Source organism: Bradyrhizobium sp. 62B (assembly GCF_030272265.2).
In the GTDB taxonomy this organism is placed as follows: domain Bacteria; phylum Pseudomonadota; class Alphaproteobacteria; order Rhizobiales; family Xanthobacteraceae; genus Bradyrhizobium.
This window is the reverse complement of sequence record NZ_CP092841.2, coordinates 943,578-965,000: the sequence shown is the minus strand read 5'-3', so window position 1 is coordinate 965,000 and position 21,423 is coordinate 943,578. Positions and strand designations below refer to the sequence as shown.

Genomic DNA, 21,423 nt, shown 5'->3' with positions numbered 1-21,423 from the left:
TTCGTCCGCGAAGAAAGAGAAACGAAGACGGCGAAATCCCGCCAATGCAGCTCAACGATCTGGCGATCTGTTGGCCACTGATGTTTCTAAAACGGTTCGATAGAAGCAAGCTTCTGAAGAACCATCCTTAGAAAGGAGGTGATCCAGCCGCAGGTTCCCCTACGGCTACCTTGTTACGACTTCACCCCAGTCGCTGACCCTACCGTGGCCGGCTGCCTCCCTTGCGGGTTAGCGCACCGTCTTCAGGTAAAACCAACTCCCATGGTGTGACGGGCGGTGTGTACAAGGCCCGGGAACGTATTCACCGTGGCGTGCTGATCCACGATTACTAGCGATTCCAACTTCATGGGCTCGAGTTGCAGAGCCCAATCCGAACTGAGACGGCTTTTTGAGATTTGCGAAGGGTCGCCCCTTAGCATCCCATTGTCACCGCCATTGTAGCACGTGTGTAGCCCAGCCCGTAAGGGCCATGAGGACTTGACGTCATCCCCACCTTCCTCGCGGCTTATCACCGGCAGTCTCCTTAGAGTGCTCAACTAAATGGTAGCAACTAAGGACGGGGGTTGCGCTCGTTGCGGGACTTAACCCAACATCTCACGACACGAGCTGACGACAGCCATGCAGCACCTGTGCTCCAGGCTCCGAAGAGAAGGTCACATCTCTGCGACCGGTCCTGGACATGTCAAGGGCTGGTAAGGTTCTGCGCGTTGCGTCGAATTAAACCACATGCTCCACCGCTTGTGCGGGCCCCCGTCAATTCCTTTGAGTTTTAATCTTGCGACCGTACTCCCCAGGCGGAATGCTTAAAGCGTTAGCTGCGCCACTAGTGAGTAAACCCACTAACGGCTGGCATTCATCGTTTACGGCGTGGACTACCAGGGTATCTAATCCTGTTTGCTCCCCACGCTTTCGTGCCTCAGCGTCAGTATCGGGCCAGTGAGCCGCCTTCGCCACTGGTGTTCTTGCGAATATCTACGAATTTCACCTCTACACTCGCAGTTCCACTCACCTCTCCCGAACTCAAGATCTTCAGTATCAAAGGCAGTTCTGGAGTTGAGCTCCAGGATTTCACCCCTGACTTAAAGACCCGCCTACGCACCCTTTACGCCCAGTGATTCCGAGCAACGCTAGCCCCCTTCGTATTACCGCGGCTGCTGGCACGAAGTTAGCCGGGGCTTATTCTTGCGGTACCGTCATTATCTTCCCGCACAAAAGAGCTTTACAACCCTAGGGCCTTCATCACTCACGCGGCATGGCTGGATCAGGGTTGCCCCCATTGTCCAATATTCCCCACTGCTGCCTCCCGTAGGAGTTTGGGCCGTGTCTCAGTCCCAATGTGGCTGATCATCCTCTCAGACCAGCTACTGATCGTCGCCTTGGTAGGCCATTACCCTACCAACTAGCTAATCAGACGCGGGCCGATCTTTCGGCGATAAATCTTTCCCCGTAAGGGCTTATCCGGTATTAGCACAAGTTTCCCTGTGTTGTTCCGAACCAAAAGGTACGTTCCCACGCGTTACTCACCCGTCTGCCGCTGACGTATTGCTACGCCCGCTCGACTTGCATGTGTTAAGCCTGCCGCCAGCGTTCGCTCTGAGCCAGGATCAAACTCTCAAGTTGGACTTGAACTTTGAACCGGCTGATCACAACGTTTGACGAGGTCCCACCATTTTTCCGACGACCGAAGCCGCCGAGCTGCCCGCGATTCACATCGCTGGCAACGATGGTGTTTCCTTTAAAACGTGTACCGCCGAAGTCTTTCGTCCGGTCCCGATCCAAAAAGCCGAAGCTTTCTAAATGCGAGACCCGCAAGGACTCCGCCGTCCACGTTTCTCTTTCTTCATCTTCACTTGTCAAACAGCCCGAGACCGTGGAGGCCTCAACCTTCCCTCAGGAAGGGTACCGACACCCTTACCGACGATGAATGAACTCCAACCGACTTGTGTCGGCTGTTGTGTCACTCAACAAAGTGAGGAGCATCAGTGGCGCGTTCGCTCGCCTTGGTCAGTGACCCGGCGGCGCCGCGCTCAGTGGTTGGGGTTATAGGCCCCACCTTCCGGGCTGTCAACGCCAATCGTCAACAAAACGTCGCACAGTGGATCGTCGCGAAAATTCCAGCAATTCCAGCCTATTAGCGAGGCGCGGGACGCGGCGTCGGCGCCCGCGCCGGAAAAAATCTGAAAAAAAGTTCGCGCGCCGGCGGGCTCCGGAGGGCGCTCCAGGGCCCCCTTCCCGGGCCCTTCGCCTCCCCCTCTCCCGGCGTCCCCCTTACCTGACGCGGCGGATCCAGGAGCGGCCCGGCAATGCCCGGCCAGAGACCCGGCCGGATCAGCCGCTCGGCCCGGGCCGAGCTTTGCTCCCCCCTCAGACCGGGCTTTTACGGCCCGTCATTCAGGAAACTTTTTCCATGATAGGCGCCGTACTTGAGCCACAATCCCGCGGCGTTCTGATAAGAGACAAGCTTGAATCGCGGGGGTGCCAGTGGGGGCTGCCGGCGGTTTTCATGGGGTCAGAGGAAGGCGATCTTGCAGATGACGCGGCCTTCCCCGGACATTCGAGAGACATCGAGAGCGCTTTTTCCGTCCAGCTGTTCGTAATTTCGGCCGGGCCCCTCGCGGGGTCTTCTGAGCGCGAACGTCTGTGCGGCTTGCCTTTTTCCGGCGATGCCCCTTCAAGAGGGCGACACGGACAAGGTTCGGATCGGGCTTCTTGGGTCGTTGATTGGGGGACTTGAGTGAACCACAGGACGTCACGCGGCGCTTACGGGCGTGAGACCGGGATCATCGATCTCGGCCACGAGCCGCCGCTGTCCGTCGACGGTTCTGAAGCCGCCGTGATCGACCGCCGCCGCGTCTCGGTGCAATGGTTTAGCGGCACGATTCTGACCGGACTCTGCGGCGCAGCCCTGATCGGCGGCGCCGTTTTCGCATCGCTCGACGGCGAGATGACCTTCGCCAAGGTGCCGGAGCGGGTCGAAGGCGCGCTGCGCGGGGCCTTCGGCGCAGCCGATCGCGCCGCCACGCTGCACAAGAGCGACCGCCTGCCGCCGCCGAGCGAATCCACGGCGTCGCGCAACATCGTGCGCGTCTCCACGGTCGCCCGCGTCGGCAACCGCGACGTGATGCGGGTGCGCCCCTTCGTCCGGATCGCCGGCAATCTGTCGATGACGACGAGCGATCTGTCGGCGAAAATTCCGCCGTTCAACGCCCAGCGCCTGCTCACCGATGTCGGCTCCGATCCGAAGACGGCCGCGGAAGACCCCAACAATCCGGAAGCCGTCGAGCCCGACGCGGAGGTCTCCTTCGTCACCAAGGACCTGTCGCCGGTGCTGCCGAAGGCGAAGATTTCCGCCGTGGTGGCGCTCGACGACATCCTGATGCGGGTGCGCGACGCCGCCAATTGGCGCGGCAATGGCGGGGTGCGCTACGCATCGCTCGCCAACGCCGCCGCCGACATCTCCGGCGCGACCGGCCCCTCCGACATCAGGACTGCCTACGCCGCCGAGGCCTCGCCGTCCGATCCCTATGCCGGCTTCGAGACGCGCGTAGTGCCGGAAAACGTCACGCTGCTGCCCAAGACCAAGGAGCAGATCACCGGCGGCAATCCCAACGGCGAACGCGTCCATCTGGTCAAGAAGGGCGACAGCGTCGCTGGCGTGCTGCGCGATCTCGGCGCGACCGCCGACGAGATCAAGGCGATCACCGCGACGCTCGGGCCCCGCGGCCGCGACGGCGGCCTCAAGGAAGGCGAGAAGCTCCGCATCCTGATGGCGCCCGCAAGCCCCGGCGCCCGCCTGCAGCCCTATCGCGTCGTGGTTGCAAACGAGACCATGGTCGAGGCGATCGCGGCGCTGTCCGATCTCGGCAAATACGTCGCGGTCGACGTCTCCAGCATGAACACCGTCGCGGACGCCGCGGCCAGCGCCAACAGCGACGACGATGACGACGATGACGGCTCCGGCGTGCGGCTGTACCAGAGCATCTACGAGACCGCGATGCGCAACAAGGTCCCGATGCCTGTCATCGAGGACATGATCAAGATCTACTCCTACGACGTCGATTTCCAGCGCAAGGTGCAGCCGGGCGATTCCTTCGACGTGTTCTATGCCGGCGAAGACGAGGGCGTGGCGTCGAGCGAAAAGAACGACGTGCTGTTCGCCTCCCTCACCGTCGGCGGCGAGACCAAGAAATACTACCGCTACCAGAGCCCCGACGACGGCGTCGTCGACTACTATGACGAGACCGGCAAGAGCGCGAAGAAGTTCCTGGTCAGAAAGCCGGTCAACAACGCCATCATGCGCTCCGGCTTCGGCGGCCGCCGCCACCCGATCCTCGGCTATGTGAAGATGCACACCGGCGTCGACTGGGCCACCGCCTACGGCACGCCGATCTTCGCCTCCGGCAACGGCGTGATCGAGAAGGCCGGCCCCGAGGGCGGCTACGGCAAGTATATCCGCATCAAGCATTCCAACGGCTACGAGACCGCCTACGGTCACATGTCGGCCTTCGCCAAGGGCATGGAAGCCGGCAAGAAGGTGCGTCAGGGCCAGGTGATCGGCTTCGTCGGCTCGACCGGCCAGTCGACCGGCCCGCACGTCCACTACGAGATCCTGGTCAACAACCGCTTCGTCGATCCGATGCGTGTGAAGCTGCCACGCGGCCGGTCGCTCGAAGGCCCGATGCTCGCAAGCTTCGAGAAGGAGCGCGACCGGCTCGAGGGCATGATGAGCGGCCGCGGCGGGGCCATCGCCCGCATGTCGGACGCCACCGGCGGCCCGCTGCAAGTCACTAACCGGTAAGCCGCTAACCGGTAAGCCGGCAGCCCGCCGACATCGGCCGGACATCTCCAAACACGACACGACTCTGCGTTGATCGCGCAAGGCTACTACGCGACGTCACAACGTCAAGTTTTGTTTGCCAAAGCGCCGTGAGGAGCGAATACTTTCCAAAAAACGGGAGGTCTCGCCATGAAGAACAGGCTCGCCTGCGCAGCCTTCGTCGCTACGTTTTTCACCGCGTCGAGCGCGTCAGCCGACGGTTGGGAAGTGACAAAACTCGTTCCCGGCTCGGCATTCCATGGCGTGCACGGGCTCGGTGTCGACAAGGCCGGCCATCTGTTTGCCGGCAGCGTCGCCGGCGCGGCGCTCTACGAGGTCGACATCTTCGGCGGTACCGCCAAGGTTGCAATCCCTTCCCCGGTGGGCATGGCCGACGACATCGCGTTCGCGCCTGACGGCACCATGGCCTGGACCGGATTTTTGACCGGCGATCTCTATTCGCGCAAGGGCGACGGCCCGATCAAGAAGCTCGCGAGCGGCCTTCCCGGCATCAACTCGCTCGCTTTCCGCAAGGACGGCAGGCTCTACGCCACCACCGTCTTCCTGGGCGACACGCTCCACGAGATCGACGTCGAGGGCACCAAGCCGCCGCGCCAGATCATGGAGAAGATGGGCGGCCTCAACGGCTTCGAGTTCGGTCCCGACGACAAGCTCTACGGTCCGCTCTGGTTCAAGGGCCAGGTCGCCAAGGTCGACGTCGACAAGGCCGAGCTGACCGTCGTTGCCGACGGCTTCAAGGTCCCGGCCGCAGTGAATTTCGATTCCAAGGGCAATCTCTGGGTCGTCGACACCGCGCTCGGCCAGCTCGTCCGGGTCGATCCCAAATCGGGCGCCAAGACCATGGTCGCGCAGCTCAAGCCGTCGCTGGACAATCTCGCGATCGACGACAAGGACCGCATCTACGTCTCCAACATGGCCGACAACGGCATTCAGGAGGTCGATCCCGCGACCGGCCAGGCCAAGCAGATCATCATCGGCAAGCTCGCGCTGCCCGGCGGCATCGGCGTCACTAGCGAGAACGGCAAGGATACGATCCACGTCGCCGACGTGTTCGCCTACCGCACGGTGGACGGCGCGACCGGCGAGGTCACCGAGAAAGCGCGCATGCACGCCGCCGGCACCACGCTCGAATATCCGATGAGCGCGACGGCGCAGGGCAACGACGTGGTGCTGTCGAGCTGGTTCACCGGCACCGTGCAGGTGATCGACGGCAAGACCGGCGCGACGCGCGACATGCTGCACGGCTTCAAGGCGCCGCACGACGCGATCGTGCTCGCCGACGGCAGCATCCTGGTCGCCGAGCTCGGCACCAAATCGCTGGTCAAGGTGAGCGGCGAGCACGGCAAGGACCGCACCACGCTGATTGGCGACCTCGAAGGCCCGGTCGGGCTCGTCCGTGGCAAGACCGACGAGGTCTACGTCACCGAGGCCTTTGCAGGCACCGTGTCCCGGATCGACGGCAACGGCGAAAAGACAGTGCTCGCCAAGGAGCTGAAGATGCCCGAAGGAATCGCGCGCGGCAGCGACGGCACGCTGATCGTCGCGGAAGCCGGCGCCAAACGACTGATCGCGATCGCGCCGGAGAGCGGCAAGGTGACGGAGATCGCGGCCAATCTGCCGATCGGGCTGCCGGGCGCGCCGGGCGGATTGCCGACGAACATTCCGACGGGCGTGGCCGTCGGGGCGACGGGGGTGGTCTACTTCTCGTCGGACGTTGAGAACGCGATCTACAAGGTGACCAAGAAATAGGCCTCGGCGCGTTCCCGCCTGCCGGCGGGGCCGCGCGTCGTGGCGCGCTACAAGGCCGAGCAACCGCAGGTCCGCGAAGGTGCCTCGGGCCAGCGGAGGCGTATCGTGTACACGGGTAAACCAGCTACCGACTTGTGGCGCGAGGTCAACGTCAACACCCCATGCGGGCGACAGCACGCGCTGCGCGGGCTCCGGCACGTGCAGTGAGCCTGCGAACGGCCCTGCAAAAAAATCGCCCCGGAGAGGCTGACCTCTCCGGGGCGGTTTGTCGTTTTAGACTTCGAACACCCGCGTTCAGTTCAACTTGCGTTTTGCCACCGGCGCCTCGAACTGCGCAATCTCGGCGGTCTGCGGTGCCTTGCCGTTGAAGGTCAGCACGTTGCCTTCGGAGGAGATTGCAACGGCATCGCCGTCCCTGACGTCGCCGGCCAGGATCATCTCGGCGAGCGGGTCCTGGAGGTGACGCTGGATCACGCGCTTCAGCGGCCTTGCGCCGTAGGCGGGATCCCAGCCCTTGGCGGCGAGCCAGTCGCGGCCGGCAGCGTCGAGGGTCAGCACGATCTTGCGATCGGTCAGGAGCTTCTGCAGCCGCGCGAACTGGATCTCGACGATCCGGCCCATCTCGCTGCGCTGCAGGCGATGGAACAGGATGATCTCGTCGACGCGGTTGAGGAATTCGGGGCGGAAATGCCCGCGCACCATTCCCATCACCTGCTCGCGCACGGCCGAAGTGTCCTCGCCCTCCGGCTGGTTCACCAGGAATTCCGAACCGAGGTTCGAGGTCATGATGATCAGCGTGTTGCGGAAGTCGACGGTGCGGCCCTGGCCGTCGGTCAGGCGGCCGTCGTCGAGCACCTGCAACAGGACGTTGAAGACGTCAGGATGCGCCTTCTCGATCTCGTCGAACAGCACGACCTGGTAAGGCCGGCGCCGCACCGCCTCGGTGAGCGCGCCACCCTCGTCATAGCCGACATAGCCCGGAGGTGCGCCGATCAGCCGCGAGACCGAGTGCTTCTCCATGTATTCGGACATGTCGAGGCGAACCATCGCGGTCTCGTCGTTGAACAGGTACTCCGCCAAGGCCTTGGTCAGCTCGGTCTTGCCGACGCCGGTCGGCCCCAGGAACATGAACGAGCCGGTGGGACGATTCGGGTCCTGCAGGCCGGCGCGCGAACGGCGCACGGCGGTTGCGACCGCACGCACGGCCTCGGCCTGGCCGACGACACGTTGTCCCAGCTGCTCCTCCATCTTCAGGAGCTTCTCCTTCTCGCCTTCCAGCATCTTGTCGACGGGCACGCCGGTCCAGCGCGAGACCACCTGCGCGATGTGGTTGGCGGTGACCGCCTCCTCCATCATCTCGCCTGAGTTCTCTTTCGCCTCGATATCGGCCAGCTGCTTCTCGAGCTGCGGGATCCGGCCATAGGCGAGCTCGCCGGCCTTCTGAAATTCGCCGCGCCGCTGCGCATTGGCGAGCTCGACCCGCAAACCGTCGAGCTCCGCCTTCAGCTTCTGGGCATCGGAGAGCTTGTTCTTCTCCGCGCTCCAGCGCGCCGTCAGCGCCGCCGACTTCTCCTCGAGCTCGGCAAGGTCCTTCTCCAGCGTCTGGAGCCGGGACTTGGAGCCGAGATCGCTTTCCTTCTTCAACGCCTCCTGCTCGATCTTGAGCCGGATGATCTCGCGGTCGAGCGAATCCAGCTCTTCCGGCTTGGAATCGACCTGCATCTTCAGCCGCGCCGCAGCCTCGTCCATCAGGTCGATCGCCTTGTCGGGCAGGAAGCGGTCGGTGATGTAGCGGTTGGACAGCGTCGTCGCCGCCACGAGCGCGGAATCGGTGATCCGCACGCCGTGATGCTGCTCGTACTTGTCCTTGAGGCCACGCAGGATCGAGATGGTGTCCTCGACCGAGGGCTCGCTGACGAAGATCGGCTGGAAGCGCCGCGCCAGCGCGGCGTCCTTCTCGACGTGCTTCTGGTATTCGTCGAGCGTGGTCGCGCCGATGCAGTGCAGCTCGCCGCGGGCGAGCGCCGGCTTGAGCAGGTTGGAGGCGTCCATCGCGCCGTCGCCCTTGCCCGCGCCGATCAGCGTGTGCATCTCGTCGATGAACAGGATAAAGTTGCCCTCGCTGCCGGTGACCTCCTGGAGCACGGCCTTCAGCCGTTCCTCGAACTCGCCGCGATACTTCGCGCCGGCAATCAGCGAGCCGAGATCGAGCGACAGCAGCTTCTTGTCCTTCAGGCTCTCCGGCACGTCGCCATTGACGATGCGCAGCGCAAGGCCTTCCGCGATGGCCGTCTTGCCGACGCCGGGCTCGCCGATCAGGACGGGATTGTTCTTGGTCCGGCGCGAGAGCACTTGAATCGTGCGACGGATCTCCTCGTCACGGCCGATGACCGGATCGAGCTTGCCGTCGCGCGCCGCCTGGGTCAGGTCGCGGGCATATTTCTTCAAGGCATCATAGGCGTTCTCGGCAGTCGCCGAGTCCGCGGTGCGGCCCTTGCGCAGCGCCTCGATCGCGGCGTTGAGGTTTTGCGGGGTGACGCCGCCCTTGTTCAGGATCGTGCCGGCCTCGCTGGTCTTCTCCAGCGTGAGCCCGAGCAGCAGCCGCTCGACGGTGACGAAGCTGTCGCCGGCCTTCTCGCCGGCCTTCTCGGCCGCGTCGAAGGTGCGAGCGAGCTCGGGCGCCAGGTAGATCTGGCCGGCGCCGCCGCCGGAGACCCTCGGCACCTTGCCGAGGGCCTCCTCGGTCGCCTTGAGAATTGCACGGGAATTGCCGCCGGCGCGGTCGATCAGGCCGGAAGCCAGCCCTTCATTGTCGTCCAAGAGGACCTTCAGCACATGCAGGGTGGAGAACTGCTGGTGCCCCTCGCGCATCGCGAGCGACTGCGCGGACTGGATGAAGCCCCTGGAGCGTTCGGTATATTTCTCAATATTCATCTTTTCTGTCCCTCGGCCTGCCCTCGGGGCCCTCTAAGGCACCCCAAACGGCATCTTCATTGGGTTTCCGATTACCGCATTGACGTTTCTCAACCGGTAACGGTCGTCATTGACCGACGTTGCCGCCGGCCTGAGGCAGATGTGGGAAGCAGGTTGCGGGTGCGAAAGAGGTGCCTTCACAATTTCGTGCGCTGGAGCGGCGGCTTGGCGGGGACAGGGCGAATCTTTTAAGTAACGGCATGACCCCTGTCGCAAAGTCGGCCAGCCAGACCGCCGAGATCACCGGCCTCTACCGCTACCCCATCAAGGGCCTGACGCCGGAGCCCCTGCGCCGCGCCCCCTTGCGGACAGGCCAGACCCTGCCCGCCGACCGGCGCTACGCCATCGAGAACGGCCCGAGCGGCTTTAATCCCGAGCAGCCCGAGTGGAAGCCGAAGATCCAATTCCTGATGCTCGCTCGCAATGAGCGGCTGGCGCAGCTCGACAGCCGCTTCGACGACGCCACCAATGTGCTGACGATCCGCAAGGACGGCCAGATCGTCGCGAGCGGGGACCTCGAGACGGCCGCCGGGCGTGCCGCGATCGAGCGCTATTTCGCCGAGAATTTTCAGCCGGAGCTGAAGGGCCCGCCGAAACTGCTGTCCGGCCGCGACCACAGCTTCTCCGACGTCGCCCGCAAGGTGGTCTCCATCATCAATCTCGGCAGCGTCCGCGCCATCGAGACCATGCTGGGCGGTACCGCCGTGCATCCCTTGCGCTTCCGCGCCAATCTCTACGTCAAGGGCTGGCCGGCCTGGTCGGAGCTCGACCTGGTCGGCCAGACGCTTGCGATCGGACAGGCGCGGCTGAAGGTGGTCAAGCGCATCGTCCGCTGCCCCGCCACCAATGTGGATCCGGTGACGGCCAAGCGCGATCTCGAGATCCCGCCCACGCTCTCGCGCCATCTCGGCCACATGGACTGCGGCATCTATGCCGAGGTGGTCGAAGGCGGCGAGATCGGTATCGGCGACGCCGTCGCGGTGGAAGAGCCGAAGCTGCTGTGAGCTAACGCCGCGGCCGTAGGGTGGATTAGCTGAGCGGCTGCGCGAAGTGCAGTCGCCTACCGTAATCCACCCGACGGCACCTTCTCAATTCGGCATCACATACGCATAGATCTTGCCGCGCGCGACCGGCGCCTCGCGGACGCGGTTGCCGTTGTTGCCGGAGATCATGATCGGATTGCCCTGCGCGTCGACGCCGGTGATGATGCCGACATGGCCGCCACGGCCGCCGCGCGACATCACCGCGATGGCGCCGACCTGCGGACCGGAGACGCGCGTGCCATAGCGGGCGAACGAGCTCGCCATGTCGGAGCCTGAGCCCTTATGGCCGGTATGCTCCAGCACCATATTCATGAAGCGCGCACACCACAGCCTGCCGCGCCCGGTCGGATTGCCGCCGATGTAGCGGCGCGCCTCGGAGACGAGGCCCGATCCGCCGCCAAAGCCACCGTTGCTCGTGGCGTCATTCGCGATGCCGCCGTTCGCGCTCATCGCCGCGCGACGGCTTGCGCGCGTGATCATTCGACCGCCGCCGGTGATGATCGTTCCTCCATTGCCGGTCATGGCAACGCCGGGGCTATTGGTGTTCGGATCATAGCTGGCAAAAGTGCCGCCGAACCCGCTCGCCTGCAACTGCGCCGCGCTGCGCTCGAAGCGCGAGCTGCGTGCATGGTGGCGGTAATGATGATGTCTGGCGTGGTGCACGTAAGCGTGCCGCTCTGCGCTATGACGATGATGCGGCCGCGCTGAGGCCGGAGAAGCGAATGCGGCAAATGCCGCGGAGAAGATCGCCAGCGCGACAACACAACGCGACAGGCGAGACGCAAGCAACTCAAACATTCTTCATCCTTCGTTGACACCCCGCTTCCCATCGGCCCGTGCAAGAGCCGACATCCGTCCGGCCGTTAAGCCGCCGGATGTGGCGAGAAAAAGACGCCAATAGCCTGCGAATAGCTGCGATGATTTTGCGCTGGCACTGGCCCAATGCTGCCGCATTGCGGACAACAGCATTAACTGCGATCCTGCAAAGGCGGCTTGAAGAGAGGGAAACGGTTAATGCCCCACGCCACGACCAAGGACGATGTCCGCATCTATTTCGAGGAAGCGGGTCAGGGAACGCCGATCATTTTTCTGCACGAGTTCGCGGCCGACCATACCAATTGGGAGCCGCAGATGCGTTACTTCTCGCGGGGCCATCGCTGCATCACCTATTCGGCGCGCGGCTACACGCCGTCGGACGTGCCTGCCGGCGAGGTCTACAGCTTCACGCATTTCTACACCGATGCGCTCGCGGTGCTCGACCATCTCGGAATCGAACGCGCGCATCTCGTCGGCCTCTCGATGGGCGCCTATTCCTCGCTCCAGATCGGATTGAACGCGCCGCAGCGCGCGCTGTCGATGACGCTGGCCGGCGTCGGCTCCGGCTCGGAGATCGAGAATTTGGAGGCTTGGCGCAAGCAGTGTCGCGCCAATGCCGAGCAGTTCGAGACGCTGGGCTCGGTGGAAGTCGCAAAGGTCACGCGCGAGGCGCCGAGCCGGATCCCCTTCCTGGTGAAGGATCCGCGCGGCCACGCCGATTTCTACGCCGCGCTGGCGCGGCACGACGCCAAAGGCTCGGCGCGCACGATGCGCGGCTTCCAGGGCGGCCGCCCCTCGATCTTTACGATGACGGACGCGATCCGCGCCGCCGCGACGCCGGCACTGATCATCTGCGGTGATGAGGACGATCCCTGCGTCGGCGCGAGCCTGTTCCTGAAGAAGCACCTTCCCGCGGCGGGGCTCGCGATGTTTCCGAAGTCCGGCCACGTGCTCAATCTCGAAGAGCCCGCGCTGTTCAACGAGACGGTGGCACGGTTCGTGACGCTGGTGGAAGCGGGACGCTGGCCAGTACGCGACCCGAGGTCGCTGGCCCCACACTAGCTGTCGTTCCGGGATGCGCCGGAGGCGCAGGCCCGGACTCCATCGGGCTGCGGGGCACTGTTGCACGATGAATTCTCGGATGCGCAATTGCGCATCCGAGCTCGCGCTTCGCGCGCCCCGGAATGACGGAGAGAGACTACTTCCCCCCGCCGCGGCTCAGCAGAAACACGCCCTGCTCGCCGAACATGTTCCACACCCACCAGGGCAGGTTCAAGGGCACCGGACGGCCGTAGAGATCGAGCGCCACCGAACGCTCCATCTTGACGTTGATCTCGTCGCAGAGCTCGACGAAATCCTTGATGGTGCAGAAATGGATGTTGGCGGTGTCGTACCAGGTCGCCGGCAAATTCTCGGTGCGCGGCATGTGGCCGCCGATCAGGAGCTGGAGCCGCATCTTCCAGAAGCCGAAATTCGGGAACGACACGATTGCGCGGCGGCCGATGCGCAGCAGATTCTCCAGCACCACCCGCGGCTGCCGCGTCGCCTGCAGCGTCTGCGACAGGATCACGTAGTCGAAGGCGTCATCGGGATAATTGACGAGATCGGTGTCGGCATCGCCCTGCACCACCGCAAGGCCCTTGGCGACGCAGCGATTGACGCCCTCGCGCGACAGCTCGATGCCGCGGCCGTCGATGCCGCGGGTCTCCAGGAGCTGAAGCAGGTCGCCCTCGCCGCAGCCGACGTCGAGCACCTTCGAGCCCGGCTTGACCATTTCGGCCACCAGCCGATGATCGGCGCGAAAATCACCGGACCGTCCGGTCGTAACGCCGCCCAGCGGCAATACGTCCTGCGCAGACATGCTAGCTATCCTTCAGCCCGCGGGCCTTGCCTGCCGATTGCAGGAAGGCGCGGGAGATGTCGAAGAATTCGGGAACGTCAAGCAGGAAGGCATCATGGCCGCGATCGGTCTCGATCTCGGCGAACGACACCCGCGCGCTCGACGCGTTCAGGGCATGCACCAGCGCGCGCGATTCCGAGGTCGGAAACAGCCAGTCGCTGGTGAAGGAGACGACGCAGAAGCGGGTCTTGATATCCGCGAACGCCTTTGCGAGCACGCCGCCATGGTCGGCGGCGATGTCGAAATAGTCCATCGCGCGGGTCAGATAGAGATAGGCATTGGCATCGAAGCGTTCGACGAAAGAAGAGCCCTGGTAGCGCAGGTACGACTCGACCTGGAAGTCGGCGTCGAACGAGAAGGTCGGCAGCTCGCGGTCCTGCATGCGCCGGCCGAACTTGCGATGCAGCGCCGCGTCCGAGAGATAGGTGATGTGCGCCGCCATGCGCGCCACCGCGAGCCCGCGATGCGGATGGATGCCGTGATCGGCATAGCTGCCGCCGTGCCAATCGGGATCGGCCATCACGGCCTGGCGGCCGAGTTCGTGGAAGGCGATGTTCTGCGCCGAGTGCCGCGTCGCGCAGGCGATCGCCAGCGCGGAGAACACGCGGGCCGGATACGCCGCGGTCCATTGCAGCACCTGCATGCCGCCCATCGAGCCGCCGACCACCGCGAACAGCGTGTCGATGCCGAGCCGGTCGATCAGCATCGCCTGCGCGCGCACCATGTCCGGAATCGTGATGACGGGAAACTCGAGACCCCAGACCTTGCCGGTGGCGGGATTGATCGACGCCGGCCCGGTCGAGCCCATGCAGCCGCCGATCACGTTGGAGCAGATGATGAAGTAGTGCTTGGGATCGATCGGGCGGCCGGGGCCGACCAGCGTCTCCCACCAGCCGGACTTGCCGGTGACGGGATGCACATTGGCGACATGCTGATCGCCGGTCAGCGCATGGCAGATCAGAATTGCGTTGGAGCGATCGGCGTTGAGCTCGCCATAGGTCTGATAGGCGATCTGGAACGGGGAGAGATCGACGCCGCAATCGAGCCGCAGCGGCTGCTCGGCGCCGAAATGCGCGATCTGCGAGCTCGGATGATCCACCTCGTGCGACCGCTCGTCGGCGCTGATCGCAGGACTCGGTATCGACTTGACGCCACCCATCTGACCATCGACCTCGTTCGCGATCAAACCTTGATCGCCACTTGCATCAGGCCATGAAAAACCCGGCCTGAACGATAGGTTCGGCCGGGATCGGAAGCGTCCCCGGCCTGTTTAGCGAGTTTTTTAACGTGGCTGCAAGCCGGCCGGCTCAAATGACCACGGAACGGATAAAAACTACCGTCTTGGGCGGTTTTCGTCAAGTCGCGGCCCGGATCGGTTCAATTCGCCTCTGTCGCGCGGGACGAAAAGGACGTCATTTCTCTTTGCTTTCGCCGCTCCGACTGCCTAATCAGGGCATTCCCCCATCGGAACGATCGACAGCCAGACATGTCCCAACGTCCGCCCGCGCCACCATCGCTGCAGGAACTGCGCAAGGAGATCGACGCGATCGACGAGGGCATGCACCGCCTGCTGATGCAGCGCGGCGACATCATCGACCGCCTGATCCAGGTCAAGCAGACCCAGGAGGTCGGCTCGGCGTTCCGCCCGGCGCGCGAGGCATCCATGATGCGCGAGCTCGTGCAGCGCCATCGCGGCATCCTGCCGCTCGACACGGTCGAGAGCATCTGGCGCGTCATCATCTCGACCTTCACCTATGTGCAGGCGCCGTTCTCCGTGCATGCCGACATCTCGGCCAGCGAGGCGGCGATGCGCGATTCCGTGCGCTTCAATTTCGGCTTCACGGTGCCTTACGTCGCCCATTTCAGCGCGCAGGCCGCGGTCGAGGCGGTGGCGAAATCCAAGGGCGATTTGGCAATGGTCTCGGCAACCTCGAGCCGCACGCCGTGGTGGCTGGAGCTGGAAGCGGACGGCGCGCCGAAGATCATCGCGCGGATGCCCTTCATCGAGCGTGCCGACCATCCGGCCGCATTGCCGGTCTTCGCGATCTCGCGCGTCGCCGACAGCGCCCTGGTGACCGAGGTCGAGACCTTCAGTGTCCGCGTGTCCGGCTGGAACGCGGAGGTCGCGCGCGCGCTCTCGCCGCTCGCCGAGATCGTGGCGGTGCCCGACACCGCCTTCGACGGCGCGGCGCTCCTGGTCTCGGTCACGAGCGCGACCAGCATCGACAAAATCAGGGCTGCCCTGATCGAGGCGGGGGCCTCGGTGCGCTCTGTGGCCCTCGTCGGCAGCCACGCAACGCGCTATACGGTGCCCCCGACCGGGGCGAAATCGTAAACCGCGCGCCCGCCCCGCCATTTTCGGAGTTCAAGATGTCCCGCCCCGTGCCGAATCCAGGCATTCTCGATATTGCGCCCTACACGCCCGGCAAGAGCCCGGTCGCCGAGCCGGGCCGCAAGGTGTTCAAGCTCTCCGCCAACGAGACGCCGTTCGGGCCCTCGCCCAAGGCGATCGAAGCCTTCAAGCGCGTCGCGGATCACCTGGAAGACTATCCGGAAGGAACCTCCCGCGTGCTGCGCGAGGCGATCGGCCGCTCGTTCGGGCTCGATCCCAACCGCATCATCTGCGGCGCCGGCTCGGACGAGATCCTCAATTTGCTGGCCCACACCTATCTCAGCCACGGCGACGAGGCGATCTCGACCACCCACGGCTTCCTGGTCTACCCGATCGCGACCATGGCGGTCGGCGCCAAGAACGTGGTCGCGCAGGAGACCAACCTCACCTGTGACGTCGACGCCATCCTCAAGGCGGTGACGCCCCGCACGAAACTGGTCTGGCTCGCCAACCCCAACAATCCGACCGGCACCTATGTGCCGTTCGACGAGGTCAAGCGGCTGCGCGCCGGCCTGCCCTCGCACGTGCTGCTGGTGCTGGACGCCGCCTATTGCGACTACGTTTCTCGTAACGACTATGAAATGGGGATCGAGCTGGTCGCCACCACCGAGAACACCGTGGTGACGCACACCTTCTCCAAGATCCACGGCCTCGCCGCGCTGCGCATCGGCTGGATGTTCGGTCCCGAGCACATCATCGACGCCGTCAACCGCATCCGCGGTCCCTTCAACGTGTCGACGCCGGCGATGTATGCCGCGGTCGCCGCGATCGAGGACACTGCGCATCAGGCGATGTCGAAGCAGTTCACCGAGACCTGGCGCAATTGGCTGACCGAGGAGATCGGCAAGCTCGGCCTGAAGGTGACGCCGAGCGTCGCCAATTTCGTGCTGATCCACTTCCCGACCGAGAAGGGCAGGACCGCCGACGACGCCGACGCCTTCCTCACCAAGCGCGGCCTCGTGCTGCGCGCGTTGAAGAACTACGGCCTGCCGCATTCGCTGCGCATGACCATCGGCACCGAGGAGGCCAATCGCCTCGTGGTCGACGCCTTGCGCGACTTCATGGCCGGCAAATGAGCGAGCAGACGCACTTCCAGCGCGTCGCGCTGATCGGCTTCGGCCTGATCGGCGGCTCGATCGCGCGCGCTGCGAAGCTCCAGGGGCTGGCGGGCGAGATCGTCACCACCGCGCGCTCCGAGAAGACCCGCGCGCGGGTGATGGAGCTCGGCATCGTCGATCAGGTCGTCGCGACCAATGCGGAAGCCGTGAAGGATGCCGATCTCGTCATCCTCTGCATTCCCGTCGGCGCCTGCGGACCGGTGGCGCAGGAGATTGCCGCGCATCTGAAGCCCGGCGCGATCGTGTCGGACGTCGGCTCGGTGAAGGGCGCGATCGTCAGGGACATGGCGCCGCATCTGCCGAAGACCGTTCATTTCGTGCCGGCGCACCCCGTTGCGGGCACCGAGCATTCCGGCCCGGATTCAGGTTTCCCCGAGCTCTTCATCAACCGCTGGTGCATTCTCACTCCGCCCGAAGGCGTCGATGCCGCGGCCACCGATCGCCTGCGCGCGTTCTGGGCGGCGATGGGCGCCAAGGTCGAGGTCATGACGCCGGATCACCACGATCTCGTGCTCGCCATCACCAGCCATCTGCCGCATCTGATCGCCTACACCATCGTCGGCACCGCCGACGAGCTGGCGCAGGTGACAGAGTCAGAGGTGATCAAGTTCTCCGCCGGCGGCTTCCGCGATTTCACCCGCATCGCGGCCTCCGACCCGACGATGTGGCGCGACGTCTTCCTCGCCAACAAGGAGGCCGTGCTGGAGATGCTCGGCACCTTCACCGAGGATCTCGCCAAGCTCACGCGCGCGATCCGCCGCGGCGACGGCGAGGCGCTGTTCGACCACTTCACCCGTACCCGCGCCATCCGCCGCGGCATCGTCGAGATCGGCCAGGATTCGGCGGCGCCCGACTTCGGCCGCCAGCACGGACAGCTCGGCAAGAAGCCGTAGCGACGTCTCCTCGTCTTCCGTCATTCCGGGGCCACGCGCGGCGTCGAACCCGGAATGACGCGCGAACCAATCAATACAACGGCGGGATCTGGCCGACCTTGACCGGGCCGAGCAGCACGGCGCCGTCGACGAACTTCAGCGGGAAGCTGCGCGCCTTCTTGCCTTCCAGCGTGCTCTCGGTGCCGATCGAGTTGATGCCGGCGGCAACGCCGGCATTGGCGTTCTGCTTGATGACCTTGCCGAGACCGGGCACGGCACGATCAAGCGCACCGAACAGATTGTTGAGGTCCTGCGACTTCACGCCGGGCGCCACGCGGTCGAGCGTTGCCTGCGGCACGCCCTCCTCCAGCATCTTCTCGATGCCGAGCGCCGGGATCACGCGCTCGAGGCCCGTCACGGTCATCTGCAATTCACCGTCGAGCCGGCCGTTGGCGGAGAGGCCGAGCGTGCCGGCCGCGATCGCGATCATCTCACCCTGCTGGATCCGCGACTGCACGATCTCGATATGACCGCCGGCGGCCTGGATCTCGCGGAAGCGCTGCGGCCAGGGCTTTGGCGTGAGGTCGGAGAGGCCGGTGACCTTGGCGCGGGTGTCCGCCTCGAACGGCTCGGCAAGCAGGGGATGAACGCCCTGGATGCTGCCCTGCGCGACGTGGAGCACGGTCTCGATCACGGGATGATCGGCCGGCGAGCCGTCTGCGAGGCGGCCGTGCAGCTCGATCTGCTTGGCGCGCGCCAGCGGCACCTGCACGCTGCCGTCGAGGCGGTTGAGCGAGGGATCGTCGAACACGAGGGAGGCGCGGTCCGGCACCGCCGGCAGGCCGACCACGCTGCTGCGGCCCTTGCTCCAGTTCACCACGAAGGTGTTCTGCGTGACGCTGTCGGTCAGCGTCGCGGGTGCGGAGAATTCGGCGATGACGAGCTTGGGATCGTACACTTGGGCGACGACCAAGATGTTGTCCAGCTTGGCCGTGAATGGCGTCTTGCTCGCATTCTGCGAGACCAGGGCGACGCTGGCGCCGGAGCACTGGACCTCGAAGCGGAACGGGAAGCCGGCGATCGAGCGCTTGGCGCAATCATAGATGCGGCCGGACTTGGCCTCTTGCGCCCGCCAGGCGTCTGCGGCCACTTCGGCCTGTGAGGCCGCATAGAACCAGAAGCAGCTCCATGCGACGGCAAGGATCAGGACGATAACGGGTGCGATGAAAAGGCCCCAGCGGGAGCGGCGGCCGGCGGCAACGGTCATATTGGACATGCGGCGACCCTTTGATCCCAGATTTTGGCAAATGTAAGCGAGGCAGGCCTGCGACGAAAGGCGGAGAATTTACTTCGCTTGGGGCCTTCGTTCTGGTAGCCGTGCGCGAAATGTCCGAAATCACCCTTCCCTCCGTCACGACAGCCACCGGCGACCTCTGGGTGTTCGGCTACGGTTCGCTGATGTGGCGGCCGGGCTTCGACTTCGAGGAGCGCGTTCCGGCGCGGCTGGTCGGCGAGCACCGCGCGCTCTGCGTCTATTCCTTCGTGCATCGCGGCACGCCGGAGAAGCCGGGCCTCGTGCTCGGGCTCGACCGCGGCGGCGCATGCCGCGGCATTGCCTTCCGCGTGGCCGAGAAGAACCGTGCCGCGGTCGTCGCGTACTTGCGCGCGCGCGAGCAGGTCACCTCGGTCTATCGCGAGGTGATGCGCTCGGTCTGGCTGGAGAACGACGCGCGCCAGCGCGTCTCCGCGCTCGCTTACGTCGTCGATCGCGGCCACGTGCAATATGCCGGCCGGCTGTCGCTCGCCGAGCAGCACCGCCATGTCATCCAGGGCCACGGCCAGTCCGGCGCCAACCGCGACTATGTCACCGCAACGGTGAAGGCGATCGAGGCCGAAGGCTTTCGCGACGCGCAGCTGCATCAGCTTGCATTGATGCTGCATGGTGATGCGCATTCCCTGCACGCGCCTGTACCAGGGCAAGACCGCGAGAGTCGCTAGCGCTCCGCCGGAGTATAGCTCGGCGCCGAGCCGATCAACTGCTCCTGCTCCTTGCGGCCGGCCTCGACGAGGCGGCCGGTTGCTTCTTCGATGGCGGTTTGCACGCGGGAGAGAAATTCGTCCTTCGGCAGGCCCGGCGGCAACGGATCGAGGAACTCCACCACCAGCGTGCCGGGATAGCGCATGAAGGTGCGGCGGGGCCAGAACAGGCCGGAGTTGAGCGCGACCGGCAGGCACGGCACACCGCAGGACGAATAGATCTGCGCAAAGCCGGTCTTGTAGTCGGGCTCAGCGCCGGGCGCGCGGCGCGTACCTTCCGGAAAGATGACGAGTTGCCGGCCGCTGCGCACCGCGTCGCGCGCGCGGCGCGTCATGTCGAGCAGCGCCTTCACGCCGGCATTGCGATCGATCGCGATCATCCCGGTCTTGACCAGGAACTGACCGAACACCGGGATCTGCATCAGCTGACGCTTGAGGATGAAGATCGGCCGATCGAAGAAGCCCGGCAGCACGAACGTCTCCCAGAACGACTGGTGCTTCGCCACGATCACGAGCGGTCCCTGCGGAATCTTCTCCGTGCCCCGGAATTCCACCTTGATGTTGCAGACTACGCGCATCAGGACCAGCGTCGCCTTGGCCCACCATTCGGCGACCGTCAGCATCGCGCGCGGCGGCAATGCGAAGGTCGGCAGCGCCACGATCGCGAGGCACACCAGCACGGCGTAGAACAGCACGTTGAACACGAGCGAGCGCAGGAAAATCAGGAACATCGACGATCCGATTATTTGCCGGTCAATTGGCGTGTCAGTTCGCCTGGGCGGTGGCGGGCCGCTTGAGCTGGTGACCTGCAGGCTGCTCCGACATCTCGGGCGAAAGGTCAATCCCGAAATCCTCCAGCCGCACCCTGATCTCGGCCGCGATGTACTTGACATATTCCGACAGCAGCAGCCGCAAGGTGGAGGCCGAGGTCCACCACGGCTCCTCGCGCCATTTGTCGCCGACCACCGCGAACGGGATCAGCGTCGTTTGCGGCATCGCATGCGAGAATTCCACCAGCGCGCGCGGCATGTGGTAGTTCGACGTGACCACGATCAGCGACTTGAAGCGGCGTCCCTCGGCCCAGCGCCGCGCCTCCGCCGCATTGCCGCGGGTCGAGAGCGCGGTGCGGTCGAGATCGACGCAACAGGTCATGAAGGACTGGTTCTCCGGCAACGTCCTGGAGATGTCGCTCGCCGTCGAGGTCGGATGCACGCCGGAGATCAAGAGCCGCCTGCCGTAGCCGGCAGCGAGCAGCTCCATCGCGTCCGAGACCCGCGAGGAGCCGCCGGTCAGGACCACGATGCCGTCGGCCTTGCGACCCGGCGCGACCTCGGCGCCACGCAATTGCGACAGGAACGCGATGAACCCCGCCGCAGCGGCGACGAAGGCGAGCGCAATCGTCGACACCAATGCCGCGCGCAGCCAGCCGCGCGGCAGTTTCGGCGATCGATCGTCGGTCGGCGAGGCCATGTGATGTCGGTAATCCCTTCCCTGAAGTGATTTTAGGACGTTTTGAGGCGAAGTGGAGTCTCGTTTCTGCACCCTCTCCCCTTGTGGGAGAGGGTGGCTCGACGCGAAGCGGCGAGACGGGTGAGGGGTCTCTCTCCGCGAATTCGCACAGTTCTTTTGCGCCGAGATATACCCCTCATCCGGCGCTTCGCGCCACCTTCTCCCACAAGGGGAGAA

Annotated in this window: 15 protein-coding genes, 1 rRNA gene and 1 riboswitch; of the genes, 8 read left to right on the top strand and 8 right to left on the bottom strand. The window is 64.8% G+C overall.

Going from position 1 to position 21,423, the window contains the following annotated elements:
• Nucleotides 1–131: 131 nt before the first annotated feature.
• Nucleotides 132–1,620, bottom strand: a 16S ribosomal RNA gene (locus ML401_RS04545).
• Between the two features lie 1,114 nt (nucleotides 1,621–2,734).
• Here ML401_RS04545 and ML401_RS04540 point away from each other — a divergent pair.
• Together ML401_RS04540 and ML401_RS04535 are read left to right on the top strand one after the other, a co-directional pair.
• Nucleotides 2,735–4,798, top strand: coding sequence for a M23 family metallopeptidase (locus ML401_RS04540; protein WP_194405871.1), 2,064 nt, complete (start codon nucleotides 2,735–2,737; stop codon nucleotides 4,796–4,798).
• 168 nt (nucleotides 4,799–4,966) lie between these two features.
• The gene (locus tag ML401_RS04535) at nucleotides 4,967–6,586 is read left to right on the top strand and encodes a hypothetical protein (protein ID WP_285810205.1); all 1,620 of its coding nucleotides are present in this window, start codon (nucleotides 4,967–4,969) and stop codon (nucleotides 6,584–6,586) included.
• 294 nt (nucleotides 6,587–6,880) lie between these two features.
• Here ML401_RS04535 and clpB read toward each other — a convergent pair whose 3' ends face one another.
• Nucleotides 6,881–9,520, bottom strand: coding sequence for an ATP-dependent chaperone ClpB (gene clpB / locus ML401_RS04530; RefSeq protein ID WP_285810203.1), 2,640 nt, complete (start codon nucleotides 9,518–9,520; stop codon nucleotides 6,881–6,883).
• A gap of 239 nt (nucleotides 9,521–9,759) precedes the next feature.
• Between clpB and ML401_RS04525 the strand changes: the two genes are divergently transcribed.
• Nucleotides 9,760–10,563: an MOSC domain-containing protein gene (locus ML401_RS04525; protein ID WP_194405868.1), complete on the top strand. Its 804-nt coding sequence runs from the start codon at nucleotides 9,760–9,762 to the stop codon at nucleotides 10,561–10,563.
• Nucleotides 10,564–10,647: 84 nt separating this feature from the next.
• Here the strand turns inward: ML401_RS04525 and ML401_RS04520 are convergent, their stop codons facing one another.
• Nucleotides 10,648–11,400: a TIGR02594 family protein gene (locus ML401_RS04520; protein ID WP_285810200.1), complete on the bottom strand. Its 753-nt coding sequence runs from the start codon at nucleotides 11,398–11,400 to the stop codon at nucleotides 10,648–10,650.
• Nucleotides 11,401–11,616: 216 nt separating this feature from the next.
• Here ML401_RS04520 and ML401_RS04515 point away from each other — a divergent pair, with 216 nt between their 5' ends.
• Entirely contained in the window at nucleotides 11,617–12,480 is an 864-nt protein-coding gene (locus tag ML401_RS04515; protein ID WP_285810198.1) for an alpha/beta fold hydrolase, read from the top strand.
• Nucleotides 12,481–12,616: 136 nt separating this feature from the next.
• Here ML401_RS04515 and metW read toward each other — a convergent pair whose 3' ends face one another.
• Both metW and ML401_RS04505 read right to left on the bottom strand, forming a co-directional pair.
• Nucleotides 12,617–13,279 carry a methionine biosynthesis protein MetW gene (gene metW, locus ML401_RS04510; protein ID WP_285810197.1) on the bottom strand — a complete coding sequence of 221 codons (663 nt, stop codon included), beginning with the start codon at nucleotides 13,277–13,279 and terminating at the stop codon, nucleotides 12,617–12,619.
• Between the two features lies 1 nt (nucleotide 13,280).
• A complete protein-coding gene (locus ML401_RS04505; protein WP_285810195.1) occupies nucleotides 13,281–14,477 on the bottom strand; it encodes a homoserine O-acetyltransferase in 1,197 nt (398 codons plus the stop codon).
• Between the two features lie 90 nt (nucleotides 14,478–14,567).
• A riboswitch (SAM riboswitch) is annotated at nucleotides 14,568–14,647 on the bottom strand.
• Nucleotides 14,648–14,804: 157 nt separating this feature from the next.
• Between ML401_RS04505 and ML401_RS04500 the strand changes: the two genes are divergently transcribed.
• From ML401_RS04500 to ML401_RS04490, 3 genes are read left to right on the top strand one after another with little or no spacing between them, the layout of a single operon-like run.
• Nucleotides 14,805–15,653, top strand: a complete 849-nt coding sequence (locus tag ML401_RS04500) for a chorismate mutase (RefSeq protein WP_194405863.1) — start codon at nucleotides 14,805–14,807, stop codon at nucleotides 15,651–15,653.
• A 35-nt stretch (nucleotides 15,654–15,688) separates the two neighbouring features.
• Nucleotides 15,689–16,786: a histidinol-phosphate transaminase gene (gene hisC, locus ML401_RS04495; protein WP_285810192.1), complete on the top strand. Its 1,098-nt coding sequence runs from the start codon at nucleotides 15,689–15,691 to the stop codon at nucleotides 16,784–16,786.
• The gene (locus ML401_RS04490; protein ID WP_285810190.1) at nucleotides 16,783–17,721 is read left to right on the top strand and encodes a prephenate/arogenate dehydrogenase family protein; all 939 of its coding nucleotides are present in this window, start codon (nucleotides 16,783–16,785) and stop codon (nucleotides 17,719–17,721) included. The genes hisC and ML401_RS04490 overlap by 4 nt, the downstream gene beginning before the upstream one ends.
• 70 nt (nucleotides 17,722–17,791) lie before the next feature.
• Here ML401_RS04490 and ML401_RS04485 read toward each other — a convergent pair whose 3' ends face one another.
• Nucleotides 17,792–18,976: a DUF2125 domain-containing protein gene (locus tag ML401_RS04485; protein WP_212065903.1), complete on the bottom strand. Its 1,185-nt coding sequence runs from the start codon at nucleotides 18,974–18,976 to the stop codon at nucleotides 17,792–17,794.
• Between the two features lie 110 nt (nucleotides 18,977–19,086).
• On the opposite strand from ML401_RS04485, the gene ML401_RS04480 reads away from it, so the two are divergent.
• The gene (locus ML401_RS04480; RefSeq protein WP_285810187.1) at nucleotides 19,087–19,698 is read left to right on the top strand and encodes a gamma-glutamylcyclotransferase; all 612 of its coding nucleotides are present in this window, start codon (nucleotides 19,087–19,089) and stop codon (nucleotides 19,696–19,698) included.
• On the opposite strand, the gene ML401_RS04475 is transcribed toward ML401_RS04480, so the two are convergent.
• Entirely contained in the window at nucleotides 19,695–20,468 is a 774-nt protein-coding gene (locus ML401_RS04475; protein ID WP_285810185.1) for a 1-acyl-sn-glycerol-3-phosphate acyltransferase, read from the bottom strand. The two genes, ML401_RS04480 and ML401_RS04475, sit on opposite strands and share 4 nt — an antisense overlap.
• A gap of 34 nt (nucleotides 20,469–20,502) precedes the next feature.
• The gene (locus ML401_RS04470; protein WP_211418682.1) at nucleotides 20,503–21,207 is read right to left on the bottom strand and encodes a YdcF family protein; all 705 of its coding nucleotides are present in this window, start codon (nucleotides 21,205–21,207) and stop codon (nucleotides 20,503–20,505) included.
• Nucleotides 21,208–21,423: the final 216 nt, after the last annotated feature.

Bases quoted from the DNA above. Each gene is read 5' to 3' on its own strand.
- ML401_RS04535 (WP_285810205.1), top strand. From the start codon at position 4,967: ATGAAGAACAGGCTCGCCTGCGCAGCCTTCGTCGCTACGTTTTTCACC.
- clpB (WP_285810203.1), bottom strand. From the start codon at position 9,520: ATGAATATTGAGAAATATACCGAACGCTCCAGGGGCTTCATCCAGTCC.
- ML401_RS04525 (WP_194405868.1), top strand. From the start codon at position 9,760: ATGACCCCTGTCGCAAAGTCGGCCAGCCAGACCGCCGAGATCACCGGC.
- ML401_RS04520 (WP_285810200.1), bottom strand. From the start codon at position 11,400: ATGTTTGAGTTGCTTGCGTCTCGCCTGTCGCGTTGTGTTGTCGCGCTG.
- ML401_RS04515 (WP_285810198.1), top strand. From the start codon at position 11,617: ATGCCCCACGCCACGACCAAGGACGATGTCCGCATCTATTTCGAGGAA.
- metW (WP_285810197.1), bottom strand. From the start codon at position 13,279: ATGTCTGCGCAGGACGTATTGCCGCTGGGCGGCGTTACGACCGGACGG.
- ML401_RS04505 (WP_285810195.1), bottom strand. From the start codon at position 14,477: ATGGGTGGCGTCAAGTCGATACCGAGTCCTGCGATCAGCGCCGACGAG.
- ML401_RS04500 (WP_194405863.1), top strand. From the start codon at position 14,805: ATGTCCCAACGTCCGCCCGCGCCACCATCGCTGCAGGAACTGCGCAAG.
- hisC (WP_285810192.1), top strand. From the start codon at position 15,689: ATGTCCCGCCCCGTGCCGAATCCAGGCATTCTCGATATTGCGCCCTAC.
- ML401_RS04490 (WP_285810190.1), top strand. From the start codon at position 16,783: ATGAGCGAGCAGACGCACTTCCAGCGCGTCGCGCTGATCGGCTTCGGC.
- ML401_RS04485 (WP_212065903.1), bottom strand. From the start codon at position 18,976: ATGTCCAATATGACCGTTGCCGCCGGCCGCCGCTCCCGCTGGGGCCTT.
- ML401_RS04480 (WP_285810187.1), top strand. From the start codon at position 19,087: ATGTCCGAAATCACCCTTCCCTCCGTCACGACAGCCACCGGCGACCTC.
- ML401_RS04475 (WP_285810185.1), bottom strand. From the start codon at position 20,468: ATGTTCCTGATTTTCCTGCGCTCGCTCGTGTTCAACGTGCTGTTCTAC.
- ML401_RS04470 (WP_211418682.1), bottom strand. From the start codon at position 21,207: ATGGCCTCGCCGACCGACGATCGATCGCCGAAACTGCCGCGCGGCTGG.